This window comes from Hymenobacter sp. AT01-02 (assembly GCF_000961955.2).
Taxonomy (GTDB): Bacteria; Bacteroidota; Bacteroidia; order Cytophagales; family Hymenobacteraceae; genus Hymenobacter; species Hymenobacter mucosus.
This window is the reverse complement of the sequence record NZ_JZIR02000003.1, coordinates 118,822-140,982: the sequence shown is the minus strand read 5'-3', so window position 1 is coordinate 140,982 and position 22,161 is coordinate 118,822. Positions and strand designations below refer to the sequence as shown.

The 22,161-nt window shown below is 52.2% G+C and carries 20 protein-coding genes and 3 pseudogenes; 13 read left to right on the top strand and 10 right to left on the bottom strand.

The features are described 5' to 3' along the window. Positions 1-21: 21 nt before the first annotated feature. From nuoE to pruA, 6 genes and pseudogenes are all read right to left on the bottom strand, one after another. The gene (gene nuoE, locus VI25_RS01545) at positions 22-591 is read right to left on the bottom strand and encodes a complex I 24 kDa subunit family protein (protein WP_045687916.1); all 570 of its coding nucleotides are present in this window, start codon (positions 589-591) and stop codon (positions 22-24) included. Positions 592-613: 22 nt separating this feature from the next. Next, on the bottom strand, positions 614-1,873 hold the full coding sequence (locus VI25_RS01540; protein ID WP_089333631.1) for an NADH-quinone oxidoreductase subunit D: 1,260 nt from the start codon (positions 1,871-1,873) through the stop codon (positions 614-616). A 17-nt stretch (positions 1,874-1,890) separates the two neighbouring features. After that, entirely contained in the window at positions 1,891-2,457 is a 567-nt protein-coding gene (locus VI25_RS01535) for an NADH-quinone oxidoreductase subunit C (protein ID WP_082455354.1), read from the bottom strand. A gap of 89 nt (positions 2,458-2,546) precedes the next feature. Further along, positions 2,547-3,101, bottom strand: coding sequence for an NADH-quinone oxidoreductase subunit B (locus VI25_RS01530; protein WP_045687915.1), 555 nt, complete (start codon positions 3,099-3,101; stop codon positions 2,547-2,549). Between the two features lie 70 nt (positions 3,102-3,171). After that, positions 3,172-3,563: pseudogene (locus VI25_RS01525) on the bottom strand (NADH-quinone oxidoreductase subunit A). A gap of 370 nt (positions 3,564-3,933) precedes the next feature. Beyond that, a pseudogene (gene pruA, locus VI25_RS01520) lies at positions 3,934-5,603 on the bottom strand (L-glutamate gamma-semialdehyde dehydrogenase). Between the two features lie 277 nt (positions 5,604-5,880). Here pruA and VI25_RS23160 point away from each other — a divergent pair. From VI25_RS23160 to VI25_RS01510, 3 genes are read left to right on the top strand one after another with little or no spacing between them, the layout of a single operon-like run. Next, positions 5,881-6,132 (top strand): family 43 glycosylhydrolase, encoded by a 252-nt coding sequence (locus tag VI25_RS23160; RefSeq protein WP_072144733.1) that lies wholly within the window; start codon positions 5,881-5,883, stop codon positions 6,130-6,132. Beyond that, a complete protein-coding gene (locus VI25_RS01515) occupies positions 6,093-6,683 on the top strand; it encodes a family 43 glycosylhydrolase (RefSeq protein ID WP_055562197.1) in 591 nt (196 codons plus the stop codon). Before VI25_RS23160 ends, VI25_RS01515 begins: the two co-directional genes overlap by 40 nt. Then, the gene (locus tag VI25_RS01510; RefSeq protein WP_055562196.1) at positions 6,677-6,880 is read left to right on the top strand and encodes a hypothetical protein; all 204 of its coding nucleotides are present in this window, start codon (positions 6,677-6,679) and stop codon (positions 6,878-6,880) included. Before VI25_RS01515 ends, VI25_RS01510 begins: the two co-directional genes overlap by 7 nt. A gap of 35 nt (positions 6,881-6,915) precedes the next feature. On the opposite strand, the gene VI25_RS01505 is transcribed toward VI25_RS01510, so the two are convergent. From VI25_RS01505 to VI25_RS01490, 4 genes are all read right to left on the bottom strand, one after another. Next, positions 6,916-7,464: a hypothetical protein gene (locus tag VI25_RS01505; RefSeq protein WP_152981446.1), complete on the bottom strand. Its 549-nt coding sequence runs from the start codon at positions 7,462-7,464 to the stop codon at positions 6,916-6,918. A gap of 112 nt (positions 7,465-7,576) precedes the next feature. Continuing rightward, positions 7,577-8,275 carry a YjjG family noncanonical pyrimidine nucleotidase gene (locus tag VI25_RS01500; RefSeq protein ID WP_045687941.1) on the bottom strand — a complete coding sequence of 233 codons (699 nt, stop codon included), beginning with the start codon at positions 8,273-8,275 and terminating at the stop codon, positions 7,577-7,579. A gap of 98 nt (positions 8,276-8,373) precedes the next feature. Continuing rightward, positions 8,374-8,700, bottom strand: a complete 327-nt coding sequence (locus VI25_RS01495) for a (2Fe-2S) ferredoxin domain-containing protein (protein ID WP_052695095.1) — start codon at positions 8,698-8,700, stop codon at positions 8,374-8,376. A 50-nt stretch (positions 8,701-8,750) separates the two neighbouring features. Next, positions 8,751-9,146 carry an ArsR/SmtB family transcription factor gene (locus VI25_RS01490; RefSeq protein ID WP_045687913.1) on the bottom strand — a complete coding sequence of 132 codons (396 nt, stop codon included), beginning with the start codon at positions 9,144-9,146 and terminating at the stop codon, positions 8,751-8,753. Positions 9,147-9,258: 112 nt separating this feature from the next. Here VI25_RS01490 and VI25_RS01485 point away from each other — a divergent pair, with 112 nt between their 5' ends. The 10 genes and pseudogenes from VI25_RS01485 to VI25_RS01445 all read left to right on the top strand — a co-directional run bounded on the left by VI25_RS01485 (position 9,259) and on the right by VI25_RS01445 (position 22,121). Further along, positions 9,259-9,948 (top strand): carboxypeptidase-like regulatory domain-containing protein, encoded by a 690-nt coding sequence (locus VI25_RS01485; RefSeq protein ID WP_045687912.1) that lies wholly within the window; start codon positions 9,259-9,261, stop codon positions 9,946-9,948. A gap of 449 nt (positions 9,949-10,397) precedes the next feature. Then, positions 10,398-13,514, top strand: coding sequence for a SusC/RagA family TonB-linked outer membrane protein (locus VI25_RS01480; RefSeq protein ID WP_045687911.1), 3,117 nt, complete (start codon positions 10,398-10,400; stop codon positions 13,512-13,514). A gap of 267 nt (positions 13,515-13,781) precedes the next feature. Continuing rightward, positions 13,782-14,810, top strand: a complete 1,029-nt coding sequence (locus tag VI25_RS01475; RefSeq protein WP_152981445.1) for a RagB/SusD family nutrient uptake outer membrane protein — start codon at positions 13,782-13,784, stop codon at positions 14,808-14,810. Continuing rightward, on the top strand, positions 14,797-15,099 hold the full coding sequence (locus VI25_RS27540; protein WP_072144732.1) for a RagB/SusD family nutrient uptake outer membrane protein: 303 nt from the start codon (positions 14,797-14,799) through the stop codon (positions 15,097-15,099). Before VI25_RS01475 ends, VI25_RS27540 begins: the two co-directional genes overlap by 14 nt. A gap of 117 nt (positions 15,100-15,216) precedes the next feature. Continuing rightward, positions 15,217-16,293: a family 43 glycosylhydrolase gene (locus tag VI25_RS01470; RefSeq protein ID WP_045687909.1), complete on the top strand. Its 1,077-nt coding sequence runs from the start codon at positions 15,217-15,219 to the stop codon at positions 16,291-16,293. A 49-nt stretch (positions 16,294-16,342) separates the two neighbouring features. Continuing rightward, on the top strand, positions 16,343-17,410 hold the full coding sequence (locus tag VI25_RS01465; RefSeq protein ID WP_082455352.1) for an arabinan endo-1,5-alpha-L-arabinosidase: 1,068 nt from the start codon (positions 16,343-16,345) through the stop codon (positions 17,408-17,410). Then, on the top strand, positions 17,407-18,030 hold the full coding sequence (locus VI25_RS01460; RefSeq protein ID WP_045687908.1) for an RICIN domain-containing protein: 624 nt from the start codon (positions 17,407-17,409) through the stop codon (positions 18,028-18,030). Before VI25_RS01465 ends, VI25_RS01460 begins: the two co-directional genes overlap by 4 nt. A gap of 307 nt (positions 18,031-18,337) precedes the next feature. Continuing rightward, complete coding sequence (locus VI25_RS01455; protein WP_082455351.1) at positions 18,338-19,546, top strand: aldose epimerase family protein; 1,209 nt, start codon at positions 18,338-18,340, stop codon at positions 19,544-19,546. A 144-nt stretch (positions 19,547-19,690) separates the two neighbouring features. Then, positions 19,691-21,424 carry a ribulokinase gene (locus VI25_RS01450; RefSeq protein WP_045687907.1) on the top strand — a complete coding sequence of 578 codons (1,734 nt, stop codon included), beginning with the start codon at positions 19,691-19,693 and terminating at the stop codon, positions 21,422-21,424. Then, positions 21,421-22,121 (top strand): annotated as a pseudogene (locus VI25_RS01445) (L-ribulose-5-phosphate 4-epimerase). Before VI25_RS01450 ends, VI25_RS01445 begins: the two are co-directional and overlap by 4 nt. Positions 22,122-22,161: the final 40 nt, after the last annotated feature.

Sequence of the window (22,161 nt, the reverse complement as noted above, 5' to 3'; positions counted from 1 at the left end):
AGAGCGGTAAGCTGAAAGACGTTAGTTGTTGGCCAGTGCGTTTGGGAGGCCAGTTTCTTCCCATGGTAAAGCTGGGCGGTGCACTTGGTTGCGTAGCTCCGTGAGCATTGCATCTACTGCCTCAGGCGTATCAAGCCGCTCGTAATACTTCTCGCGCACCTGCACGATGGGAGCAAAACCACAGGCCGCTAGGCACTCTACCTCTTTTAGGGTAAATAACCCATCGGCAGAAGCAGGGCCACCTACTTTAGCGCCCGTAATGCGCTCCAGATGCGCTGTCAATTCGTCGGAGCCACGCAGCATGCATGGGCCAGTACGACAAATTTCCAGTACGTGCTTGCCCACCGGCTTCAGGTTGAACATGGTGTAGAAGGAAGAAACCTCGTACACTTCAATGGGCTTCAATCCGAGCGTTTCCGCTACTAAATCTTGCACCTCGGGACTTACCCAGCCACCAAACTCAGCTTGAGCAATGTGTAGCACGGGCAACAGCGCAGACTTGCGACGGTCATCGGGGTAGTGAGTGAGCAGACGTTTGATTTCAGCTTGGGCAGCTTCGGAAAATTGCGGCTTGACGGTAATCGTCTCCATATCGGTCAAATTCAGCAAAAAACTACGCGTCTAGCTCACCGGCAATTACGTTCATTGACGACAGCGTCACAATGGCGTCGGAGAGCGTTTGGCCGGTTACCATTTCGGTGTAGGCCTGGTAGTAGATAAAGCAGGGGCGACGGAAGTGCAGGCGGTACGGGGTGCGTCCGCCGTCCGACACTAAGTAAAACCCTAGCTCACCGTTACCACCTTCCACGGAGTGGTATACTTCGCCCACAGGAGCCTCTATTTCTCCCATCACTATCTTGAAGTGATAGATAAGAGCTTCCATGTTTTTGTACACGGCTTGCTTGGGCGGCAAGTAGTAGTGGGGGGCATCGGCGTGGTAGGGGCCCTGCGGTAGGTTTTCGAGTGCTTGGTTGATAATGCGCAAGCTCTGCCAGATTTCCTCATTCCGCACCATGAACCGGTCGTACGTGTCGCCCTTAGTGCCAATAGGAATTTCAAACTCGAAGTCCTGGTAGCTAGAATACGGATTCATTACTCGCACGTCGTAATCGACGCCCGCGGCCCGCAGGTTGGGGCCCGTGAAGCCGTAGTTCAACGCCCGCTCTGCCGAAATGCCTCCTACGTCAACCACCCGGTCCATAAAGATGCGGTTGCGGTTGAACATCTTCTCGAACTCGGTCATAACCGCCGGAAACTCCTTTAGCCACTTGCGCAGCTTCTGAATAGCTACGTCGGTAAAGTCGCGCTCCATACCACCCACGCGGCCCATATTGGTGGTGAGGCGGGCACCGCTTACTTCCTCGTAGATTTCATAGATCTTTTCCCGCTCATCCATCAGGTAGAGGAAGCCAGTGAAGGCTCCCGTGTCTACCCCCAAGATACCGTTGCAAATCAGGTGGTCCGAAATGCGAGCTAGCTCCATCAGAATCACGCGCATATACTGAGCGCGTTTGGGTACTTCTACCCCGAGCAGTTTCTCCACCGTCATGTGCCAGCCCATGTTGTTGATGGGCGACGAACAATAGTTCATCCGGTCAGTGAGAGGCGTAATCTGATAGAAGGGGCGCCGCTCCGCAATCTTCTCGAAGGCGCGGTGGATATAACCGATAGTAGGCACCCCCGAGATAATCCGCTCCCCGTCCATCTGCAGAATGTTCTGGAAGATGCCGTGAGTAGCGGGGTGGGTAGGACCCAGGTTAAGAGTTGTCAGCTCTTGATTGAAGTCGTTTACGGAAGGCGCAAGTGGGTTCTGCTGTTCCCGGGCTTCTTCAATAATTTTATGAGTGCCTTCCAGCGTGTCGTTTACTGCCATGATAAGGTATCAGGGGCCTAGCGGCCGAAGAATAAATCAGTTTTGTCTTCGCGAGTACCATCTTCCAATGCGTACTCCTTGCGCATGGGGTGATAGTCCATGTCTTCCACATTAAGAATGCGGATGAGATTGGGGTGGCCGGGGAAGATGATGCCGTAGAAATCATAGGCTTCGCGCTCCATCCAGTTGGCTGTAGCGTACAAGTCCGTCATAGTGGGCACAACGGGATCAGCCAGCGGGAAGAAAATCTTTAACCGCAGCCTCACATTGTGTACTAAACTGTGCAGGTGATACACCATCCCTAGCTCCTGGCCTTCCTTGTCGGGGAAGTGTATTCCGCACATGGTGGTCAGGAAGTTTACTTGTAACTCTTGGTCTTGCTGCAGACCAGCAAGGATATCGTGAATTCGCTCCCGGGTAGTAGTGGCCGTAAGCAAGCCGTAGGGCTCTTCAACATCAGTGAAGGCATCCTCACCGAACAAACGATGCAGCAAAGAGAGGAGCTGCGCATTTTTCTGCGTCGCGGGGTCTTGAGCAGCGGCGGTTTCTTGAGCAGCCGGGGATTCTTCGTTTTGGTCAGCCATTCTTTCAGGGAGAAGCGAGAAGACAGAAGCAGGAAGCTAGCCGCCGGGAAGCAACCAAGGGTAGCTTCCCGGCGGCTAGCTTCTGGTCCTTACTTGATGTTATAAGAAGCCAGCAAGGCTTGATACTCGGGTGAATTGCGTCGGCGGAACGACTCGTTTTTGGCTAGATCCTGAATGCGCATCAAACCGTCGAGCACTTGCTCGGGGCGGGGAGGACAGCCCGGGATATACACGTCTACTGGAATGATGCGGTCAATGCCCTGGAGCACAGAGTACGTATCGAAGATGCCACCCGAACAGGCGCAGGCACCCATGGCGAGCACCCAGCGGGGTTCAGCCATTTGCTCATACACTTGCTTTACAATGGGAGCCATTTTCTTGGCAATGGTGCCCATTACCATCAGCAGGTCGGCCTGCCGGGGCGAGAACGAAGGCCGCTCTGAGCCAAAGCGGGAGATATCGTAGCGGGCGCCCATGGTAGCCATGAACTCGATGCCGCAGCAGGAAGTAGCAAAGGGTAGGGGCCAGAGTGAGTTGGCGCGGGCAATGCCTACTACTTTCTCCAGGGAGGTAGCGAAAAAGCCAGCGCCTTCCATACCCTCCGGGGCGTCTACCATTTTGATTTCAGGAGCTCTATTTTCCATGATGGTCAGTCAGTTGAGAAGAAGCTAAGGGCTTCATAGGGGCAACACAAGCTGCGTTGCAAAGGTTGCCCTAGCGTGCCTCGTTCCAGCGTAAAACTCCCTTCTTGATGACGTAGCAAAACCCGCCATTAGCAGGGCCAGAAACACAATCATCTGAATAAAGCCAGTGGAGCCCAGGGCCCGGAAGTTTACCGCCCACGGATACATGAAGATAACCTCCACGTCAAAAAGCACAAATAGAATGGCGGTGAGGAAGTACTTAACCGAAATAGGTGTGCGCGCATTGCCCACCGATTCGATACCGCACTCAAAGGCCTCATCCTTCACGCGGCTCTTGCGGCGCGGGCCCAGCAAGTGCGATGCTACCATGGAAAAAGCAACGAAGGCAACGGCTAAGATAAACTGCACTACAATAGGCAGAAAATCAGCAGGTTGATATTGGGTTGGGACAGCAAGAAGCATACGTATCGGTAGGGATGAGCTATTTAAAAACAGCGTGCCTAGCAAAGGTATCACGAAATGTGGGCTGAACAAATGGGAAATCAAGGTCAACGCCGTGCCCTGCAACGGAAGGTTAACTATGGGCCAGTATAGAATAAGTACTATCTCTATAGTCACTGAAAGCCAGTGTGAAGTGTCTATCTACAGCAGCTAGCAAAGTTTCTGAGTAACCATTGTTTTCTATGGCGTGCGCAAGAATCACTTGCGGGCCGTAACGCACCGCTCTGAACCCTCATGCAATACTGGTTTTGAGCTACCATTGACAGAAAAACAAAGGCCCTTTCAGCATCTGAAAGGGCCTTTGTTTTTCTGTCAATGGTAGCAAGCTAGGCTAGAATCCTCCCTGGCCAGTCACGTTCAAGTTTTCACCAGTTTCTACGCCCATAAAAGGGTAGCGGTAATCTACGGGTGGCACGAAGGTTTCCTTAATAGCCCGCGGAGATACCCAACGCAACAGATTCAGCAAAGAGCCAGCCTTGTCGTTGGTGCCAGAAGCGCGCGCACCACCGAAGGGCTGCTGACCTACTACCGCACCGGTAGGCTTGTCGTTGATGTAGAAGTTACCTGCGGCCTGCACCAACTTCTTCGAGGCTAGCTCAACGGCGTAGCGGTCCTGCGAGAAGATAGCACCGGTGAGAGCGTAGGGCGAAGTAGAGTCTACTACCTCCAGGGTCTGCTCAAACTGAGCTTCGTCGTAGATGTACACCGTTACCACCGGGCCAAACAGCTCGTCGCACATGGTAGTGTACTTGGGGTCCTTGGTTACAATAACCGTGGGTTCAATGAAGTAGCCTTTCGACTTATCGTAGCCACCGCCCGCTACAATTTCAGCATTGTTGTCGGCCTTGGCACCGTCGATGTACTTGGCCAGCTTGTCGAAAGACGTTTCGCTGATAACAGCGTTGACGAAGTTCGAGAAGTCTTCCACATCACCCATTTTGAAGGTAGCGAGGTCTTGCTTCACGTACCCCAGAATTTCGTCGGCCAAGTTAGAGGGTAGGTAGATGCGAGAGGCTGCCGAGCACTTCTGACCCTGATACTCAAATGCTCCCCGAGTAATAGCGGTAGCTACTGCTTTGGCATGGGCCGAAGGGTGAGCCAGAATAAAGTCTTTGCCACCCGTCTCACCTACGATGCGCGGGTAGCTCTTGTAGCGCTTGATGTTCTGCCCAATGGTCTGCCAGATGTTCTGGAACACTCCCGTAGAGCCAGTAAAGTGAATCCCGGCGAAGTCGCGGTGCTGGAAGATAACCTCGCCCGCTACCGGACCATCCACATAAATCAGGTTGATGACGCCGTCGGGCAAGCCAGCTTCCTTGAAAAGCTCCATCAGCACCTGGCTGAGTAAATTTGCGTGTACGCCGGCTTCCACACAACTACGTTGCCCATCATAGCTACGGCAGTAGGCAGGTTGCCAGCAATGGAAGTGAAGTTGAAGGGCGTAAGGGCAAACACGAAGCCTTCCAGGGGGCGGTGCTCCAGGCGGTTCCACATGCCGGGCTGGCTCTGGGGCTGCTGGTGATACAGCTCCTGCATGAAGTGCACGTTGAAACGGAAGAAGTCAATCAGCTCGCAAGCCGCATCGATTTCTGCCTGAAAAGCGTTTTTGCTCTGGCCCAGCATAGTAGCCGCATTCAGGCGGGCCCGGTAAGGGCCGGCCAGCAGCTCGGCAGCTTTCAGAAAAATAGCGGCGCGCTGCTCCCACGGTAGCTCAGCCCATGCCGGACGAGCCGCCAAGGCTGCGTCAATGGCTTGGTGCACGTGCGAGGCGTCGCCTTCGTGGAAGAAGCCCAGCGTGTGCTGGTGGTCGTGGGGTGGGAAGATACGGTGGGTGGTGCCGGTACGTACTTCCTGGCCCCCAATGTGCATGGGAATATCGCGTTCCTGCTGCTTCAGCTCCTTTAGCGTCTTGAGCAATTCAGTGCGCTCAGGCGAATTAGGAGCATACCCCTTTACAGGTTCGTTGATAGGGGTAGGTACGTTAAAAAAGCCGTTGGCCATAGTGGTTGCTGGTTTTGTGAGTGCATGGATGGTGGAAGGAGGAAGAGCAAAGGTAGGAGGAAAGCTGAAGCCGTATGTTCTTGGCCCTACTAACAGGCTAGCGGCAGATCGGAGCTTCATTGCCTGATGAGCTGACCGGAAAGCAGTAAAGCAAGCCGGATGCTATAGATGAGTACAGTGTACTATTCATAGTCATGACACAACCGCCGGAAACTGCATCCAACTCGCTCAAGATACGTTTGCTTACGAGTTGCTCGCCCACTAGCCTAGCCTTCCAATGCTTACTGAAACTGCTCCTACCTATCAGAATCCCATCTGGGACTTCGATTTCCCGGACCCCACTATTATCCGGGCTGCGGATGGGTATTACTACGCTTATGGTACGCAAACCAAACGACCCGGCAACCTCATCATCAACTTGCAGGTAGCACGCTCCCTAGATTTGGTCCGTTGGGAATATGTGGGTGAGGGATTGCCACAAAAGCCATTATGGCTCATACCACGCAAAAGTTCTGGGCACCCCATGTAAGCGAGCACAACGGCCTCTACTACCTCTACTACTCGGCTAAACCCGATAAAGGCGAGGGCCTGTGTTTAGCGGTGGCTACTTCGGCCGCTCCCCAAGGACCCTTCCTAGATGTAGGTGCCCCGCTACTATGCGGCACTGGCTTCCTCGAAATCGACCCGATGGCGTTCGATGACCCAGCTACTGGCAAGCGGTGGCTGTACTGGGGCTCGGGCTTTGGGCCGTTACGGGTGCGGGAGCTAGCCGAAGACCGTCTGTCCTTCGCGCCTGATAGCCAGGAAATAACGCTGGTGCAACCCGCCGGAGCTGGCGACCCACGCCGCTATGATCAACTTTTAGAGGGTAGCTGGGTGGTACTGCGTGGTGGGTGGTACTACTTGTTTTACTCCGGTAATAACTGCTGCGGCCCCGATGCCCACTATGGCGTACTCGTAGCCCGTTCTCGCACTGCCACGGGCCTTTCGAAACCCTGGCCGAAGCCTCCGGCGACCCGTACGCAATGCTGCTGGAAGGTAATGAACACTGGGGCGCACCGGGCCACAATTGTGTGGTGACGGATGCTGCCGGGCAAGACTGGCTAGCCTATCACGCCATCGACGCTCGGCAACCTACCTTCGACGCTATTGACGATGAGCAAGGTTTCTCCCGCCGCGTGATGCTCCTAGACCGCCTAGAGTACGTGGGCGGCTGGCCGCGGTTAGTCACGACGGGTGGCACGCCGTCATCTGAGTTACAGCCGGGGCCTCAGTAACCTTAGCGGAATATAGCGCCCTACTGTAAACGGGCCTACAGCCGCTCCATTAGCTCCCGTACCTGCCGCTCCAAGTCAGTCAAGGATCCGGAGTTGTGGATGGTAAGGTCGAAGTGAGGGTAGCCGTCGAGGGCAGTTTCACTGGGGTGGTTATCGTCGCGGGTGCCGTCGCCGCGCTGGCGGAGTGGGTCGCCTTCCACGCGCAGCATCAGGCCGCCCCGGCTACGGATAAGATCGGCTTCATTAGGGAAGCGTACGTCTGGAATTAAGGTAAACTGCTCCTTTGGTAACTTGGAGAAGAATGCTTGCACCCAAATATTGGGCTCCCATTGGCGTAACGCGAGGCCTACCTGCTGGAGCATCTCCCCACGCGTACGACCAAAATTAGGTAGCAGTTCCGCCTTGCCGCGCTGAGAATAATAGGGGGTAGTGCCCTCACCCGCTAGCGCGGCACATACTGCTTTAATTGGCTCGCCCACTGAGCGGATATGCCACTGTCGTTGTGGTTGGAGCTGCTGCATAAGGCGGGCAATGGTATCCTTGCCGCTTCCCCGGCGTCCCGAAAACCCAATTAGTCGAATCATGGAGGCAAAGGTACGGCCAGCAAAGCGGAGACCACACTTCACCAGCCAATAGTGAGCCATTACACAACACGCTGAGCAGCTAGTTTGCTAGGCCGCTAATAGGTAGCGGAACTTAGAGAATATCCTTCAATTCGCTTAAACAGCTAATTTCATAGGTGGTCTGGGCAAAATGACGTCGCTTCTCCGGGTTAAAATACACTTGGTCTAGCCCCGCATTGCAAGCACCTAATACATCACATTCCAGATTATCACCTACCATTAAGCTCTCTGAAGCGCGGGCACCGCTACGTTCCAAGGCGTGCTGGTAAATGCGGGAATCGGGCTTGAGGTGTCCGCAACATTCCGACGTCACAACTTCCTGGAAATAATTGGTGAGGTTGGACGCGTTGAGCTTGATGTGCTGAATGTCCTTAAAGCCATTCGTAATCAAGTGCAGCGTGTATCCTTTCTCCCGTAGGTAGTCGAGCACCTCGTAGGTATAAGGAAATACCGCCGTTTTATGGGGCAGAATATCCGTAAACTCCTTAGAAATAGTAGTTGGCACCTCCAACTCAGGCACCCCTAGTTTGCTTAGTGTACGCACAAAGCGTACCTCGCGCAGCTGCCGCTGGTCAATTTTGCCCCCTTGGTATAGGCGCCACAGCGCATGATTAATGTCGGAGTACACCCGAATGAACTCTTCCACGGTGAAAGTGCCATACCGTCCTAGGTCGTGCAGTACATACAGGTGACGCAGGGTTTCATCGGCATTAGCCTCAAAATCCCAAAGCGTATGATCAAGGTCGAAGAAAAGGTGACGGTAGGTTTTCAAGAAGTGCAAAGCAATGAGAAAGGAGACGATACTATATACTACGTAGTGAGATGAAGCCGGGGTATGAGCAATCAATGACGCGCTGGTGAGTAGCAGCCCTACGCTAACCGCAGCCGTTCTACAACGCGGCCTTCACCTACGTGTTCACGCACGATGTCTGCTGCGTCCTTCGGTTTCACGTCGCCGTAGACGGTACCTTCGGGATAAACAATTAGCGCCGCACCAGGTCCCTTCTTGCAGTGCTTACATAGGTCTAGGCAGTTACAGGTTTGCACCTGTACTTTGCGCTTGTGGCCTCCCGTAAGCAAGCTTTTCAGGCCCTGTTTCTTTAACTCGACTTTGATGGACTTGGCAACGTCCTTTCCCACATCGTCTTTTTGAGCCGTACAAACAAAGAGGCGAATAGGGGAAGTAGCTGATTTCACGAGAGGTACGTACGTTGAGCAGTAAATAAGCCGGGTAGGGCGTGTCGGACTTACAGGTCCGGCACGCCGGTCCAGCGACGATTTTGCAGCTTATACGCGGCTAGCTCGCGGTTCGACCATAACGTTTGGTAGATCTTCTGATCATGAACCAGTTGCTGGTCTCGTTCCATGTAGCCGAGTAGCTGATGAACGAAGTCTTGCGCTTCTTCCTTTATGTAATAGAACACCCAATTGTCGAGGCGTCGAAAGTTCACTAGGCCCGCATTCTTCAGGTAAGATAATTGCCGAGATGTTTTGGTCTGCGTGAAATCCAGCACCTGTTCTAAGTCAGAAATGCACATTTCCTGATTTCGCCACAGCAAATGGAGGATACGCACCCGACTTTCGTCGCCGAAGGCTTTGAATAGTTGCTGACCAAATGCAACGGTAAAGTGTTTCAGGCGCATCTTTAGAGGGAGGAGTTGGGAAAACGGCCTAGCTGCACGGTGGGCCGAATTTACACCAAACCCGTGAGCGCCCCCTGAAAGTGCCGTATACTTGTAGTCTGTAATGCTTTGTATGTCTGTTGTGGTTCGTTTTCGTTTCTTCTTACTGTCGATCCTACTGGTAGGGGTAGTAGTAGCATTGCTACAACCAACGGCAGCTCATGCCCAAGGACAACGCCGCGTGGTGCAGTTCTCTGGTATTGTAGCCACCGGCGACTCCCTGCTGGGCGTACCAGGCGCCGCCGTATTCGTGCCCAAGGCTGGGCGTGGTACTGCTACCAATGCGTATGGATATTTCTCCTTACCCGTGCTAGCCGGCGACAGTATTGTGATACGCAGTCTTGGCTACCGCAACCAATATGTGATTGTGCCGGAGGATTATCAGCGCCAGAGCTACTCCGTTATCGTATCACTGCGTGAGGATGCCACCGTGTTGCCCGAAGTACGCATTTTTCCTTACGCCACCGAAAAGCAGTTCAAAGAAGCATTTTTAGCCTTAAAGCTGCCGACGGAACGAGGCTCTGCCGCTGCCGAGAATTTGAATGAGCAGGTGATGCGCCGTATGTTCAACAACTTGCCGGTAACTAGCATGGGTAATTACCGCCAAACCATGCAAAATCAGCAGTATGATCAGTCTCGACGTATGGGTATGGGCCCCAGCCCTCGCACGAGTAACCCTCTGCTAAACCCATTCAGTTGGTTGCAGCTAATTAACCAAGTGAAGAAAGGAGAGTTCAAGAAGAAAGAGGGGGAAGATTACTAGAATCCAACTGCTAAGTAAGCATCCTAGTGAAGGAGTAGTAAGTATATCTTACTACTCCTTTTGTATTTACGGGCAGTGCGGAAAACGAGGGCTATCTGTAGAAAAATTATGCATGGTGGACAGTACCGATGAGCAAGTACTCTCTTACTGGAAATGCTAAAAGTGAGTGGAGTTGTAATAATCTGTTGGTTATTTGTTACGATTTCACTAACCTTACTCACGAATTCAAGAAATAGCTTCCTGTTGTCCCTTAGGATTACGCCAAAAAAGGCGTATAGGCCCTAAAAAGCCAGCTTTTTAAATTCTACTTTTTTTTGTTCCCTTACACAATCGTTTGTGAAGTGAGGTAAACACAAACGATTGTGCAGTATCCCTAAATTAATTCCCACACTCACTTTCATGAAAAAGCCTGTACCTAGAATACGCCGGGTAACCCTGCCGGCTTTGATGTGCTGCCTACCTTGCAGCCGTTACTGGCAGCTACTGGAACTGCGGTAAGCATTCCCAATACAATAACCTCCTTTCAAGCTGATATCAGCGTTTCGGGAAGAGTAGTAGATGAAAAAGGCGCTGGTCTGCCTGGCGTAAATGTGGTAGTAAAGGGTAGCAGTGTTGGTACCCAAACCGACATTGACGGCCGCTTTACGCTAACCGCTCCCGACAACGGAACGCTGGTGTTTTCCTTCGTAGGATATACTGCGCAAGAGGTGGCTATCAATAGCCAGACGTCGCTCAATGTAGCCCTAGCTCCTGATAACCGCGCGTTGTCTGAAGTAGTAGTAGTAGGTTACCTAACAGAAGACCGTCAGAACGTAACCAGCGCCGTGAGTAGCTTGAATGTGTCTGAGGCTCAGAAGGCTCCAGTTGCTACCGCTACTCAGGCTTTGCAGGGACGGGTATCAGGTGTACAAGTGACTGGTTCCGGCGGACCAGGTGACGCTCCTATCGTAAACATTCGAGGTATTGGCACATTAGGTAATGCCGGTAGTGGCCCCCTTTACGTTATCGATGGTTTGTGGACAGATAATATCCGCGACCTAAATCCGAATGACATTGAAACTCTGAATATTCTGAAGGATGCTTCCTCTACAGCCGTATATGGCTCCCGAGGGGCCAATGGGGTAGTTCAGATTACTACGAAAAAAGGCCGCGCTGGTGCTCCTTCTATTAGTTTTAATGGCTATCGGGGTGTTGACCAAGTTTATAAGCGTTATAATCTCACGAATGCCAGCGAATGGGCTGACCGAGCAGTAACGGCATATACAAATGCGGGTCTTGACCCGCTTAACAATGGACAGAATAGTTTAGCAGGTGCTGTAAAGGGGCCAGGTGGTGCTTTCAATCCCAATGTAGATACGGATTGGCAAAAGGAATTTTTCCAAACCGGTACCATTGAAGACTATAACCTATCCTTCTCAGGAGGAAGTGTTGGCGAAAAGACAGCGACAAACTTCTTGGTCTCGGGCGAATACTTCCATCAGTCAGGTATCGTAAAAGGCCCAGACTTCAAGCGTTATAGCTTGCGCTTAAACTCCGGGTTAACTCGTGGTCGACTCAAATTTCAGGAGAATGCGCAGTTCACTCACTTAGATGTGACACTGCTTAATGGAGCACCTTTCATAGATGTGCTAACCATTATTCCTAGCATCCCAGTATATGATCCAGCCAATGAAGGTGGTTTTGGCACAGGTTCTCCCACGCTCAATAGTTTCGCTACTAACCCTATTGGAGCGCAGCAGTTATTGCGTCGTACGCAATCAGATAACCGCGTAGCTGGTAACATCAGCGCTGATTTCTCCATCTTCGACTTCCTGACGTATCGTTTGAACGTGGCTATGGATGGCCATACGTACAGCAATGCAGATGCGCAGCAAGCGGGTATTCTTCGCCAAAACAGCAGAATTAATACGTCTTCGCTCAATGAGTTTCTAGGGTATGACCTATTTATGCTGGGCGAAAATATGCTGACCTTCAATAAGCGTTTTGGTGATCATAGCATCAATGCCGTAGCGGGTTATTCAGAGCAGAGCTTCCGTCAGCATAATGTGCAGGCCGGTGCACAAGGGTTCACTAGCTCACCTCAGTATTATTTCGAGCTAAGTGCTGGTCCGGAGAAGGGGGTAATTGGTGGCAGTTCGTTCAAGTATACCAAGCGTTCATTCTTTGCACAGGCTACATACGACTTCAAAAATCGTTATCTGTTGTCAGTAAGCGGACGTCGAGATGGTTCGTCGCGTTTTACACCGGACAACCGTTGGGGTAATTTTGGTGCTGCGTCGCTGGGCTGGCGTGTTAGTGAAGAGGATTTCTTCAAGAGTGCTGTTCCGGCCGTCAACAATTTGAAATTGCGTGCCAGCTATGGCTCTAACGGTAACGATGCTCTCAATGGGCTCTACGGCGGAAGCTATTTGCCGTATCCAATCGTTGGCCAAAACGTGAATTACGTTATAGGTACTGGTCAAACTATTGTGAATGGTTCTTCCCAACTGGCTTTGCCTAGCCCAGATATTCGCTGGGAAGATCGATATACGAAGAACATTGGTCTGGATTTGGGCGTGCTTGATGATCGGCTCACCCTCTCTACAGATTACTATGTTTCACAAACGCGCAATGCCCTAGCACCAGTACAGGTGCTAACCTACTTAGGGCACTTCGGACAAGCACTTTATCAGAACGCAGGTGACATAGAGAACCGCGGTTTAGAACTGGCCTTGGGGTACCATGACAGTAGACGTGCTTTCACCTATGGTGCCGACTTCACCCTAACTACTATAAAAAACGAGATAACGTCAGTACCGGTAGAAGGACAGGTATTTGAAGGAGGTGAGTTGTTGACTCGTTCGGCACTAGGTACTTCTTTAGGTGAGTTTTATCTGATTCCGTTCGATGGTATCTTCCAATCAAACGATGAAGTAGCTAACTATAAGAATGCTAGTGGTACTGTAATTCAGCCCTACGCTTCAGCTGGTGACGTGCGCTATAAGGACACTAACGGCGACGGAACAATTAGCAACAGTGACGCTGTCTATTCAGGTAAGTCCATTCCAAACCTGATAATGGGGCTTAACCTCACAGCTGCTTACAAAGGTTTTGATTTGTCGGTGTTCTTTAACTCATCAAGCGGCAATAAAATCTATAACGTAGCACGCCGTGATTTGGAGAGTTATGTTGGTCCTAACAACTATAACGCTGATGTGCAGCCGTGGACGGCAGAAAACCCCTCCACTACCACGCCACGTCTGTTGCAAGGTGGCGGTCTAGGCAATCTTGGTCTAGCAGCTTCTTCTAACTCTCTATTTAATACAACGCGTTGGTTAGAAGACGGCTCTTATATCCGTCTGCGCAACATTCAACTCGGCTACACTTTCCCTAAGACATTGACGAGCAAAATGCCAAGCTTAGGTAGCGTACGAGTGTATGTAACGGGGCGTAACGTGTTCACCATTACTGATTACACAGGATTTGATCCAGAGATTACGGGCACCGGTTTCTTTAGCCGTGGTATTGACGCAAGTTCCTACCCTAATGTGCGCAGCTTCACCGGCGGCATTCAGGTAAACTTCTAATTCATGCTAGGACAACAAATAATTGTCCAAGACCCCAATCCAACCTGTTTTTCCTACTTAGATGAAAATCAATAAAATAGCTGCCTAATACTTGCGGGTGGCCTGTTCATAACAACTGCCTGCGAGAAGGACTTGCTGGACCAAGCTAACCCCAACGCACCAACTACAGACCAGTTCTGGAAAACTGAAAGTGATGCTGTCAAGGGAGTATATGCTTGCTATTCTGGTCTGCAGCAGTTTGCCTGCTACTACCGTAGCTGGCACTTTATGGCCCATCGTTCTGATGAGTCATATAGCCAAAGCCCTTTTGTTGCCTTAGCAGACTTTACACGCTTCATCCAGCCCGACGTAGATTTCTTCATTTCATCATTTGCGTGGAATGACTACTACCGCACCATCTATCGCACCAATCAGGTAGTAGCTCACGTGCCTGATATTCAGATGGATGAGACGCTCAGAAATCGTTTAGTGGCTGAAGCACGGTTTGTGCGGGCCCTCTCGTATTTCGACTTGGCTTACTTCTTCGGCAACATACCTCTTATTACGGTAGAACCTACTGTAGCAACGCGGGCGCCTCAAGCAACGCAAGCCCAAACAGAGGAATTCCTTATTTCGGAGCTGACCGCTATTATCCCGAATCTGCCATTATCCTACGGCGACGCCGATAAAGGTCGTGCAACACGAGGTTCTGCCCAAGCTTTGCTAGCAAAGGTGTATATGCAGCAACGAAAGTGGAGCGAAGCCGCTGCGCTGTTCGCACAAATTGCTACTGACAATCAGTACACTTTGGTGCCCAATTACCTCGACAATTTTACCGAGGCTAATGAGAACAACAGAGAGTCAGTTTTCGAGGTTCAGTTTACTGGAGCTGTGCTAGAAGTTGGTCAGGGCCAGGACAATGCTTCTGCCTCAGAAAGCCATGACCGGCCGAACTTCTTCGGCCCTCCCGGTCCTACCTATGCCGACGTGCAGCCTCGGCGCTGGCTCTTAGATGAGTACAAAGATTCCACAGTGACTTTTGCCTCTGGTAGCACTACTAGGCACCTGATTGATCCTCGCCGTGATATTAGCATCGTTCACGCGGGTAACCCAGACCGTTTCTACGGCAGAACGTTTGCTCAATGGAACTGGAATCCGAATCAGCAGTACTGGCGCAAATACCTCAATGACCGTACCCGTACCGACGAAAACTTCTCCTCTGGTATTAACCACCGTGTGATTCGCTACGCAGACGTGCTATTGATGCATGCAGAGGCTATGACTGAACTGGGGCAAATGAGTAATGCTCTACCTTAGTAAACCGGGTGCGCACGCGGGTAGGACTAGCCCCACTAACGGTACATTCACTCAGAGCGCTATGCGTCAGATTATCCGCAGTGAAAGAGCGAAGGAACTTGCTGGTGAAGGAACTCGCTGGTTTGATATCCTACGCTGGGGCTTAATGGACAATCAAGCAGGTATTGATGAATTAAAGACTCGCGATTCTGATTTCACCAACTTCCGTTTGGGAGTTTCGAAACTGTTGCCAATTCCGCGGCGCGACTTGGCCATCGACCCCAACCTCAAGCAGAATCCTGGGTACTAATACCAGCACTAGAGGATGAGTTTACACAGCCGTTCCAGGGCTTGCCTTGGAACGGCTGTGGTATTCCTAGGGTAGATGTGAATATGGTGTTTTTTTGATATAAAAGTTTGACAGATAATGAGTTATTGTTGTAAATTGAATGGCAAGTATTTGCTGGCTGTAGCCTTGTTGGGTTTGCTCAGTTGCCAGGATGGAGGGGAACCAAGCGTTACTCCCACGCCGCCTGCCCCACCTCCAACTGCCGGAACCACCTTTACTAATCCGCTGCTGGCCTCCGGGCCTGACCCCTGGGTATATCAAAAGGATGGGTTCTATTACTACATGCATACCACCAATACCAACTTGCGAATCTGGAAGACTGCCCGGATGTCGGATTTAGGGTCGACTTCTAGTGTAGTGGCTTGGACACCTCCTATTGCCGGAAATGCTTCGGGTAACCTATGGGCACCAGAACTGTACTTTCTGGACGGCAAGTGGTACATCTATTATTCCGCTGGTCCTGCTGGTTCAGATCTAGGTCGGCAGCGGACATGGGTACTAGAAAACTCGTCTGCTGACCCTACTACTGGAGTGTGGGTAGATAAGGGGCAGCTGGTAAGCCCGGGGGCAGACTTTTGGGCTATTGACGGCACCGTACTTGAGCAAAATAATAAGCGCTATTTTATCTGGTCGGGTCACAATGGGCTTGACGCTGTGCAGCGTCTTTATATCTCGCAGATGAGTAACCCGTGGACGCTAACTGGTCCTCGAGTAGAACTGTCACACCCAGAGTATACTTGGGAGGTAAGCGGTTTTGGAGTCAACGAAGGTCCTGAAATCCTCAAGCACGGCACTAAAACCTTCTTAGTGTATTCGGCCAGCTTCTGCGGTACCGATCAGTATGCACTGGGCATGCTCACGGCTTCGTCAACCGCAGATCCATTGCTACCTGCATCCTGGGCCAAGTCAGCCCAGCCCGTTTTCTCGCAAAGTCCAGCCAATCGCGCGTACGCAACGGGGCACAATTCCTTTTTCACCTCCAAGGATGGACAAGAGAACTGGATTTTATATCACGCCAATTCTAACCCGAATGAAGGATGCGTTGAAAAACGTAATCCCCGCATGCAGAAGTTTACTTGGAACGCTGACGGTACTCCAAATTTTGGTGTGCCAGCAGCCATCAATGCTCGGCTAACTAAACCTAGTGGCGAGTAATAGCACTATAGATTGTCCTTGCTTTCTCTTACTTCATTTCCCACCACATATGTCCACACATTTACTTTCGGTACGGCGCCATTTGTGTCGCCTGACCTTAGTGCTGTTCGTCCTTACCTGGTTTGGTTCCGAAGCCTATGCCTTGCAGGGTCTACAAGGCGTACATGATCCTTCTACAATTGTAAAGGAGGGCAACAAGTACTGGATTTTCGCTACAGGTCAGGGCATCTACAGTATGTACTCCACGGACCTCGTAAACTGGACCCCAGGGCCTCGGGCGGTATTTGTCAACAACGCCTACCCAGCTTGGATTAACACAAAAGTGCCCGGCTTCGCAGGCAATTTCTGGGCTCCCGAGTGTATTTACATGAATGGTAAGTACTACCTGTACTATTCATGCTCATCCTTCGGTTCTAAAGTGTCGGCTATTGGATTGGCAACCAACGTTACCTTAGACCCTGCTAGCCCCAACTACAGATGGGAAGACCAGGGCGAGGTAATTTCTACCAATAGCAACAGTGCCGTCAATGCTATTGATCCGGCTGTTTTCAAGGATACCAATGGAGACGTATGGTTCAGCTACGGGTCCTTTTTCGGTGGTCTTCGCATCACGCAATTGAACGCAACTACCGGCAAAACCCTAGGCGGTACCAGCTATGCCGTAGCTAACGGTGATGTAGAGGCCGCGTTCTTAACCAAGCACGATAACTATTACTACTTATTTATCAACCGTGGCAGGTGCTGTGCCGGGTTGAACAGCACGTATCATATCCTAGTAGGACGCTCTACAGTTCCTACTGGTCCATTTTTGGATCAAAATGGGGTGGACCTGAATGCTAATGGTGGTACCATGTTCTTGAGCAGTGCTGGCCGCTACATTGGGCCAGGTCATGCAGGCATTTTTGAAGAGAGTGGAGTAAGCTACTTTTCTCACCATTATTATGATGGGGAGGATAATGGAGTTCCAAAGCTAGGACTAGCTAAACTCACGTGGGGTGCTACGGGCTGGCCTTCTGTAACCCGGGACTGGGTTACCACTGGGCGTTACGAAATCAAGAATCAAAATAGCAACTTGATTTGGGATGCGTGGGGCTGTACTGGGGCATCAGGCAGATGATTGCGCAAGGCACGCCAGCAGGGTTGGACTGTCAGCGCTGGGACGTTACGGCGTTAGGAAACGGAGAATATAAAATCACGAATGCCCTGGGCGGCTTAGCTGCCGATGTAGCCGGCTGCTCGCCGGATCTAGGAGCTAAGTTGCAGTTGTTTGCCTACAACGGCTTAAACTGCCAACGCTTCCGGATTGACCGTGCCAGTGATGGTACCCTGGTTTTTGCATCTGCCAATGGTAATCGAGTAGTTGAAGTGCCCAACGCTTCGACTACCGCAGGGCAGCAACTCGGCCTGTGGGATTATAATGGTTGTGCTTGTCAGCGCTGGACCTTGACGCCCGCCAGCGCAACTCTCGCTGCCAATGGCAGCCAGAAGCTACAGGGTGTGCGGGTGTACCCAATTCCGGCTAGTGGGGGCAACTTCACTATTGATGTGAGTAACCAGCCAGTAGCACAGGCTACGCACGTGGAGGTGTACGATATGCGTGGTCATTTAGCCTACCGTCATGAGTTTGCTAAGCAGCAACAAACACTACATATAGCGGCTGGCTTGCGGCCTGGTGTATATATGGTGCAGGTACGTCGGGGCAGCAGCCTCATGACGCAGAAGGTATCGGTACTATAGTAAGTACACGCTAGTGTATTAAGAAGGATTCCGCAGACAAAGCACTGCGGAATCCTTCTTTTTTATAAGGGAAATACACAAACGATTGTGTAAAGTGAAAACGTTTTTCTACTTTACCCCTCGATTAGGAGGTGTTCTAGTTTGTGACCAGCAACTTACCTTGGTGAGGAAGTGGTTAATGACTTCAACAACAAGGATATGTGATTGTGAAGAACGCGGAATTATGTATTCTGCCCTTCATTTCACAGGACGCCAGCCTCCTATACGATGTGCTTAGTCCTCCCAAATTCCCATACTCCATTTGTTCATGACAAATTTTAATCGTGCCGGATTGTTGACCAAGGGCGTAGCCGGACTAGCAGGCTTCTTATCCGTGGCAAGTTGCAATCAGTCGGCGCCTGCTACTGAACAAGCAGCTGGCACTTCCCAAACCATGACCGATACTACCCAAACCGCTTCTGGAGCTGCTACGGCTCCTACCTCCGCCTCCTTCGGCAAGACACAAGATGGCACTGAGGTGCAGCTATACACGCTCACCAACGCCCATGGAATGAAGGTGAGCATCACCAACTTCGGGGGTACTATTACCAGCCTCATGGTGCCAGATAAGGCGGGTAAACTGGGCGACGTAGTATTGGGCTTCGACAACGTAAATGGCTATCAAAGCCCCGAGTTTAAAAAGTCGAACCCCTACTTTGGCGCCCTAATTGGCCGTTACGGCAACCGCATCGGCAAGGGCAAGTTCACACTGGATGGGAAGGAGTATTCACTACCCCTAAACAACAACGGCAATACCTTGCACGGCGGCGAAAAAGGCTTTGACGAGAAGGTGTGGCAAGCCGAGCCCGGCACATCTGCCGATGGCCAAACGCTGAAACTCACCTACCTGAGCAAGGATGGGGAAGAAGGTTTCCCTGGCAACCTCAACGTGACGGTTGTATACACCCTTACTAACGACGACGCGCTCAAAATCGACTACTCGGCTTCTACCGATAAAGCTACCCCGGTTAACCTCACGAACCACGCCTACTTCAACCTCAGCGGCGGTAAGGACGTGCTAGGCCACGAAGTGACCATGCCAGCTGACCGCTACACGGTAGTAGATGCCGGCTTGATTCCTACGGGTGAACTGCGCCCCGTAAAAGGCACGCCCTTCGACTTTACATCGGCCCACACTATTGGTGAGCGAATTGGTCAGGTACCCGGTGGGTACGACCACAACTGGGTGCTCAACCAGGCTAGCGGCAGCCATGCCGCCGCTACCGTGTACGAGCCTACTACTGGCCGTACCATGGAAGTAACCACCACCGAGCCCGGCTTGCAGTTCTATACCGGCAACTTCCTCGATGGTACTCTTAAAGGCAAAGGCACTACATATGGCAAGCACGCGGGCTTCTGCATGGAAACTCAACACTTCCCCGACTCGCCTAACCAGCCGAAGTTCCCGAGCACCATCTTGAAGCCCGGTGAGACCTTGCAGTCTACCACAACCTATAAGTTTGGCGTGCGCCAATAGGCACCACTGCTTTCTACTGGCTAGCCAAGTAGTTGTGGTGTCCTCTCTGGTAGCATGATGATGCGAAACCAAGAGTTGTAGCTCTAATAAGCCGGCGGCACTCTTCTCAAGTTTTCAAGTAACAATTTCATCCATTCACCTCTCGTGGAAACCTCCTCTTCAGCATCTTCCCAAGCGGAAGCTTTCGTTATCGGTATCGATTACGGCTCCGATTCCGTGCGGGCCGTGCTGGTAAATGCGCATACTGGCGTAGAAGTAGCCCAGGCTGTACACCCGTACGCCCGCTGGAAAGAACAGCGCTACTGCAACGCAACCAAGAATCAATTCCGCCAGCACCCGCTCGACCACATTGAGGGCCTAGAGGCCACGGTACGCCGCGTAGCTCAGAACGTACCCGCCGAGCAAATCGTGGGCCTGGCTGTTGACACTACTGGCTCTACGCCCGGCCCGGTTGACGAGCACGGAGTAGCGCTAGCCTTGAAGCCTGGCTTCGAGGAAAACCCGAACGCCATGTTCGTGTTGTGGAAGGACCACACGGCCCTGCCCGAAGCTGCCGAAATCAACCAGAAAGCCCGTACGTGGGGTGGCGAGGACTTCACCCAGTTTGAGGGAGGTATCTACTCTTCGGAGTGGTTCTGGGCCAAGATTGCGCACGTGGTGCGCGAAGACGAGGCCGTAGCTAAGGCTGCTTACTCCTGGATGGAACACTGCGACTGGCTCACGCTGCTACTCACCGGCGGCGAGCTAGCCACTTTCAAGCGCAGCCGGTGCGCCGCTGGTCACAAAGCCATGTGGCACGAGAACTGGGGCGGTTTGCCTTCCGAGGAGTTCCTAACGCTGCTAGAGCCCAAGCTGGCTGGCTTGCGCGAGCGGTTGTTCGAGGAAACCTATACTGCCGACCAAGTAGCGGGTACACTCTCCGAGGAGTGGGCACAGCGCTTAGGCCTGACTACCAAAACAGTGGTAGCCGTGGGCTCATTTGATGCCCACGCCGGTGCCGTAGCAGGCGAAATCGAAGCCTACTCTATGGTAAAAGTGATGGGCACCTCTACCTGCGACATCGTGGTAGCTCCCATGGATGAAGTAGGAGGGAAGCTTGTTCCCGGCATCTGCGGTCAGGTAGATGGCTCCGTAATTCCCGGTATGCTGGGCCTAGAGGCTGGTCAATCGGCCGTCGGCGACTTGCTAGCTTGGTTCCGTGGAGTAATAGAGTGGCCCCTGCGCACCTTGCTGCCCCAATCGTCGGCACTCACCAAAGAGCAGCAGGATGCTTTGCGGGAAGAGATGAGCGATAAGCTGTTCATTGAACTTACCAAGGCAGCCGAAGCCGTGAATCCCGAGGAATCGGCGGTATTGGCCCTCGACTGGGTGAATGGTCGTCGCACGCCAGATGCCAACCAGGCGCTGAAAGGTGCTATCATGAACCTCACCATGGGTACTTCCGCTCCTCAGATTTTCCGGGCGCTGGTAGAATCCATTTGCTACGGCTCCAAGCAAATTGTGGAGCGCTTTGAGCAGGAAGGCATTGCCATCAAGCAGGTGATTGGCCTGGGTGGGGTAGCCAAGAAGTCGGGCTTCATGATGCAGACCCTGGCCGACGTGCTGAACCGCCCTATCAAGGTAGCCGAGTCGGACCAAGCACCTGCGCTGGGTTCGGCTATGTACGCCGCCGTAGCCGCTGGCATTCATCCTGATGTAGTAACGGCTCAGAAGGCCATGGGTAATGGCTTTGCCGAAACCTATACTCCCAACCCCGAGCGAGTAGCTGACTACCAGCGCCGTTACGAGCAGTACCAAGCCTTCGGGCAGTATGTTGAACAAGCTACCCAGCAGCACGCTGGCGAAGTTGCCGAAACCGAGCTGGTTGACCAAGCATGAGCCAATACCAAGATTTAAAGCAGGCCTGCTACGAGGCTAACATGCAGCTACCCGCCCTTGGTTGGTGCTCTTCACCTTCGGCAACGCTAGCGTAGTGGACCGGGAGCGGCAGGTATTTGCCATCAAGCCCAGTGGTGTACCTTACGCTACCCTCAAGCCCGAGGATATTGTGGTGTTGGATTTCTCTAACAACATTATTGAAGGTACCAAGCGCCCCTCGTCGGATACCAAAACCCACGCAGTGCTGTATAGCCACTGGGAGCATATTGGTGGTATTGTGCACACGCACTCCACCTATGCTACAGCTTGGGCCCAAGCTCAGTTAGACATCCCGATTCTGGGTACCACCCACGCCGACCACCTCACGGCTGATATTCCCTGCGCGCCGCCCATGGAAGACGCCATGATTGCCGGCGACTATGAGCACCAAACTGGCTGGCAGATCATCAACGAGTTCCAGCGCCGTGGCCTCTCTGCCGAAGAAGTAGAAATGGTACTCTTGAGTAACCACGCACCCTTTACTTGGGGCAAGACCGTGGAAAAGGCAGTGTACCACAGTGCCGTGCTAGAAGAAGTAGCCCGCATGGCCTACCTCAGCTGCACCCTGCGCCCTGATGTGCCCCGCCTGAAAGACTCCCTAATTAAGAAGCACTACGAGCGTAAGCACGGGGTACACTCTTACTACGGGCAGAACTAAGCGCCAATAAGTAAGCGCCCTCCTGGGTAAGGAGGGCGCT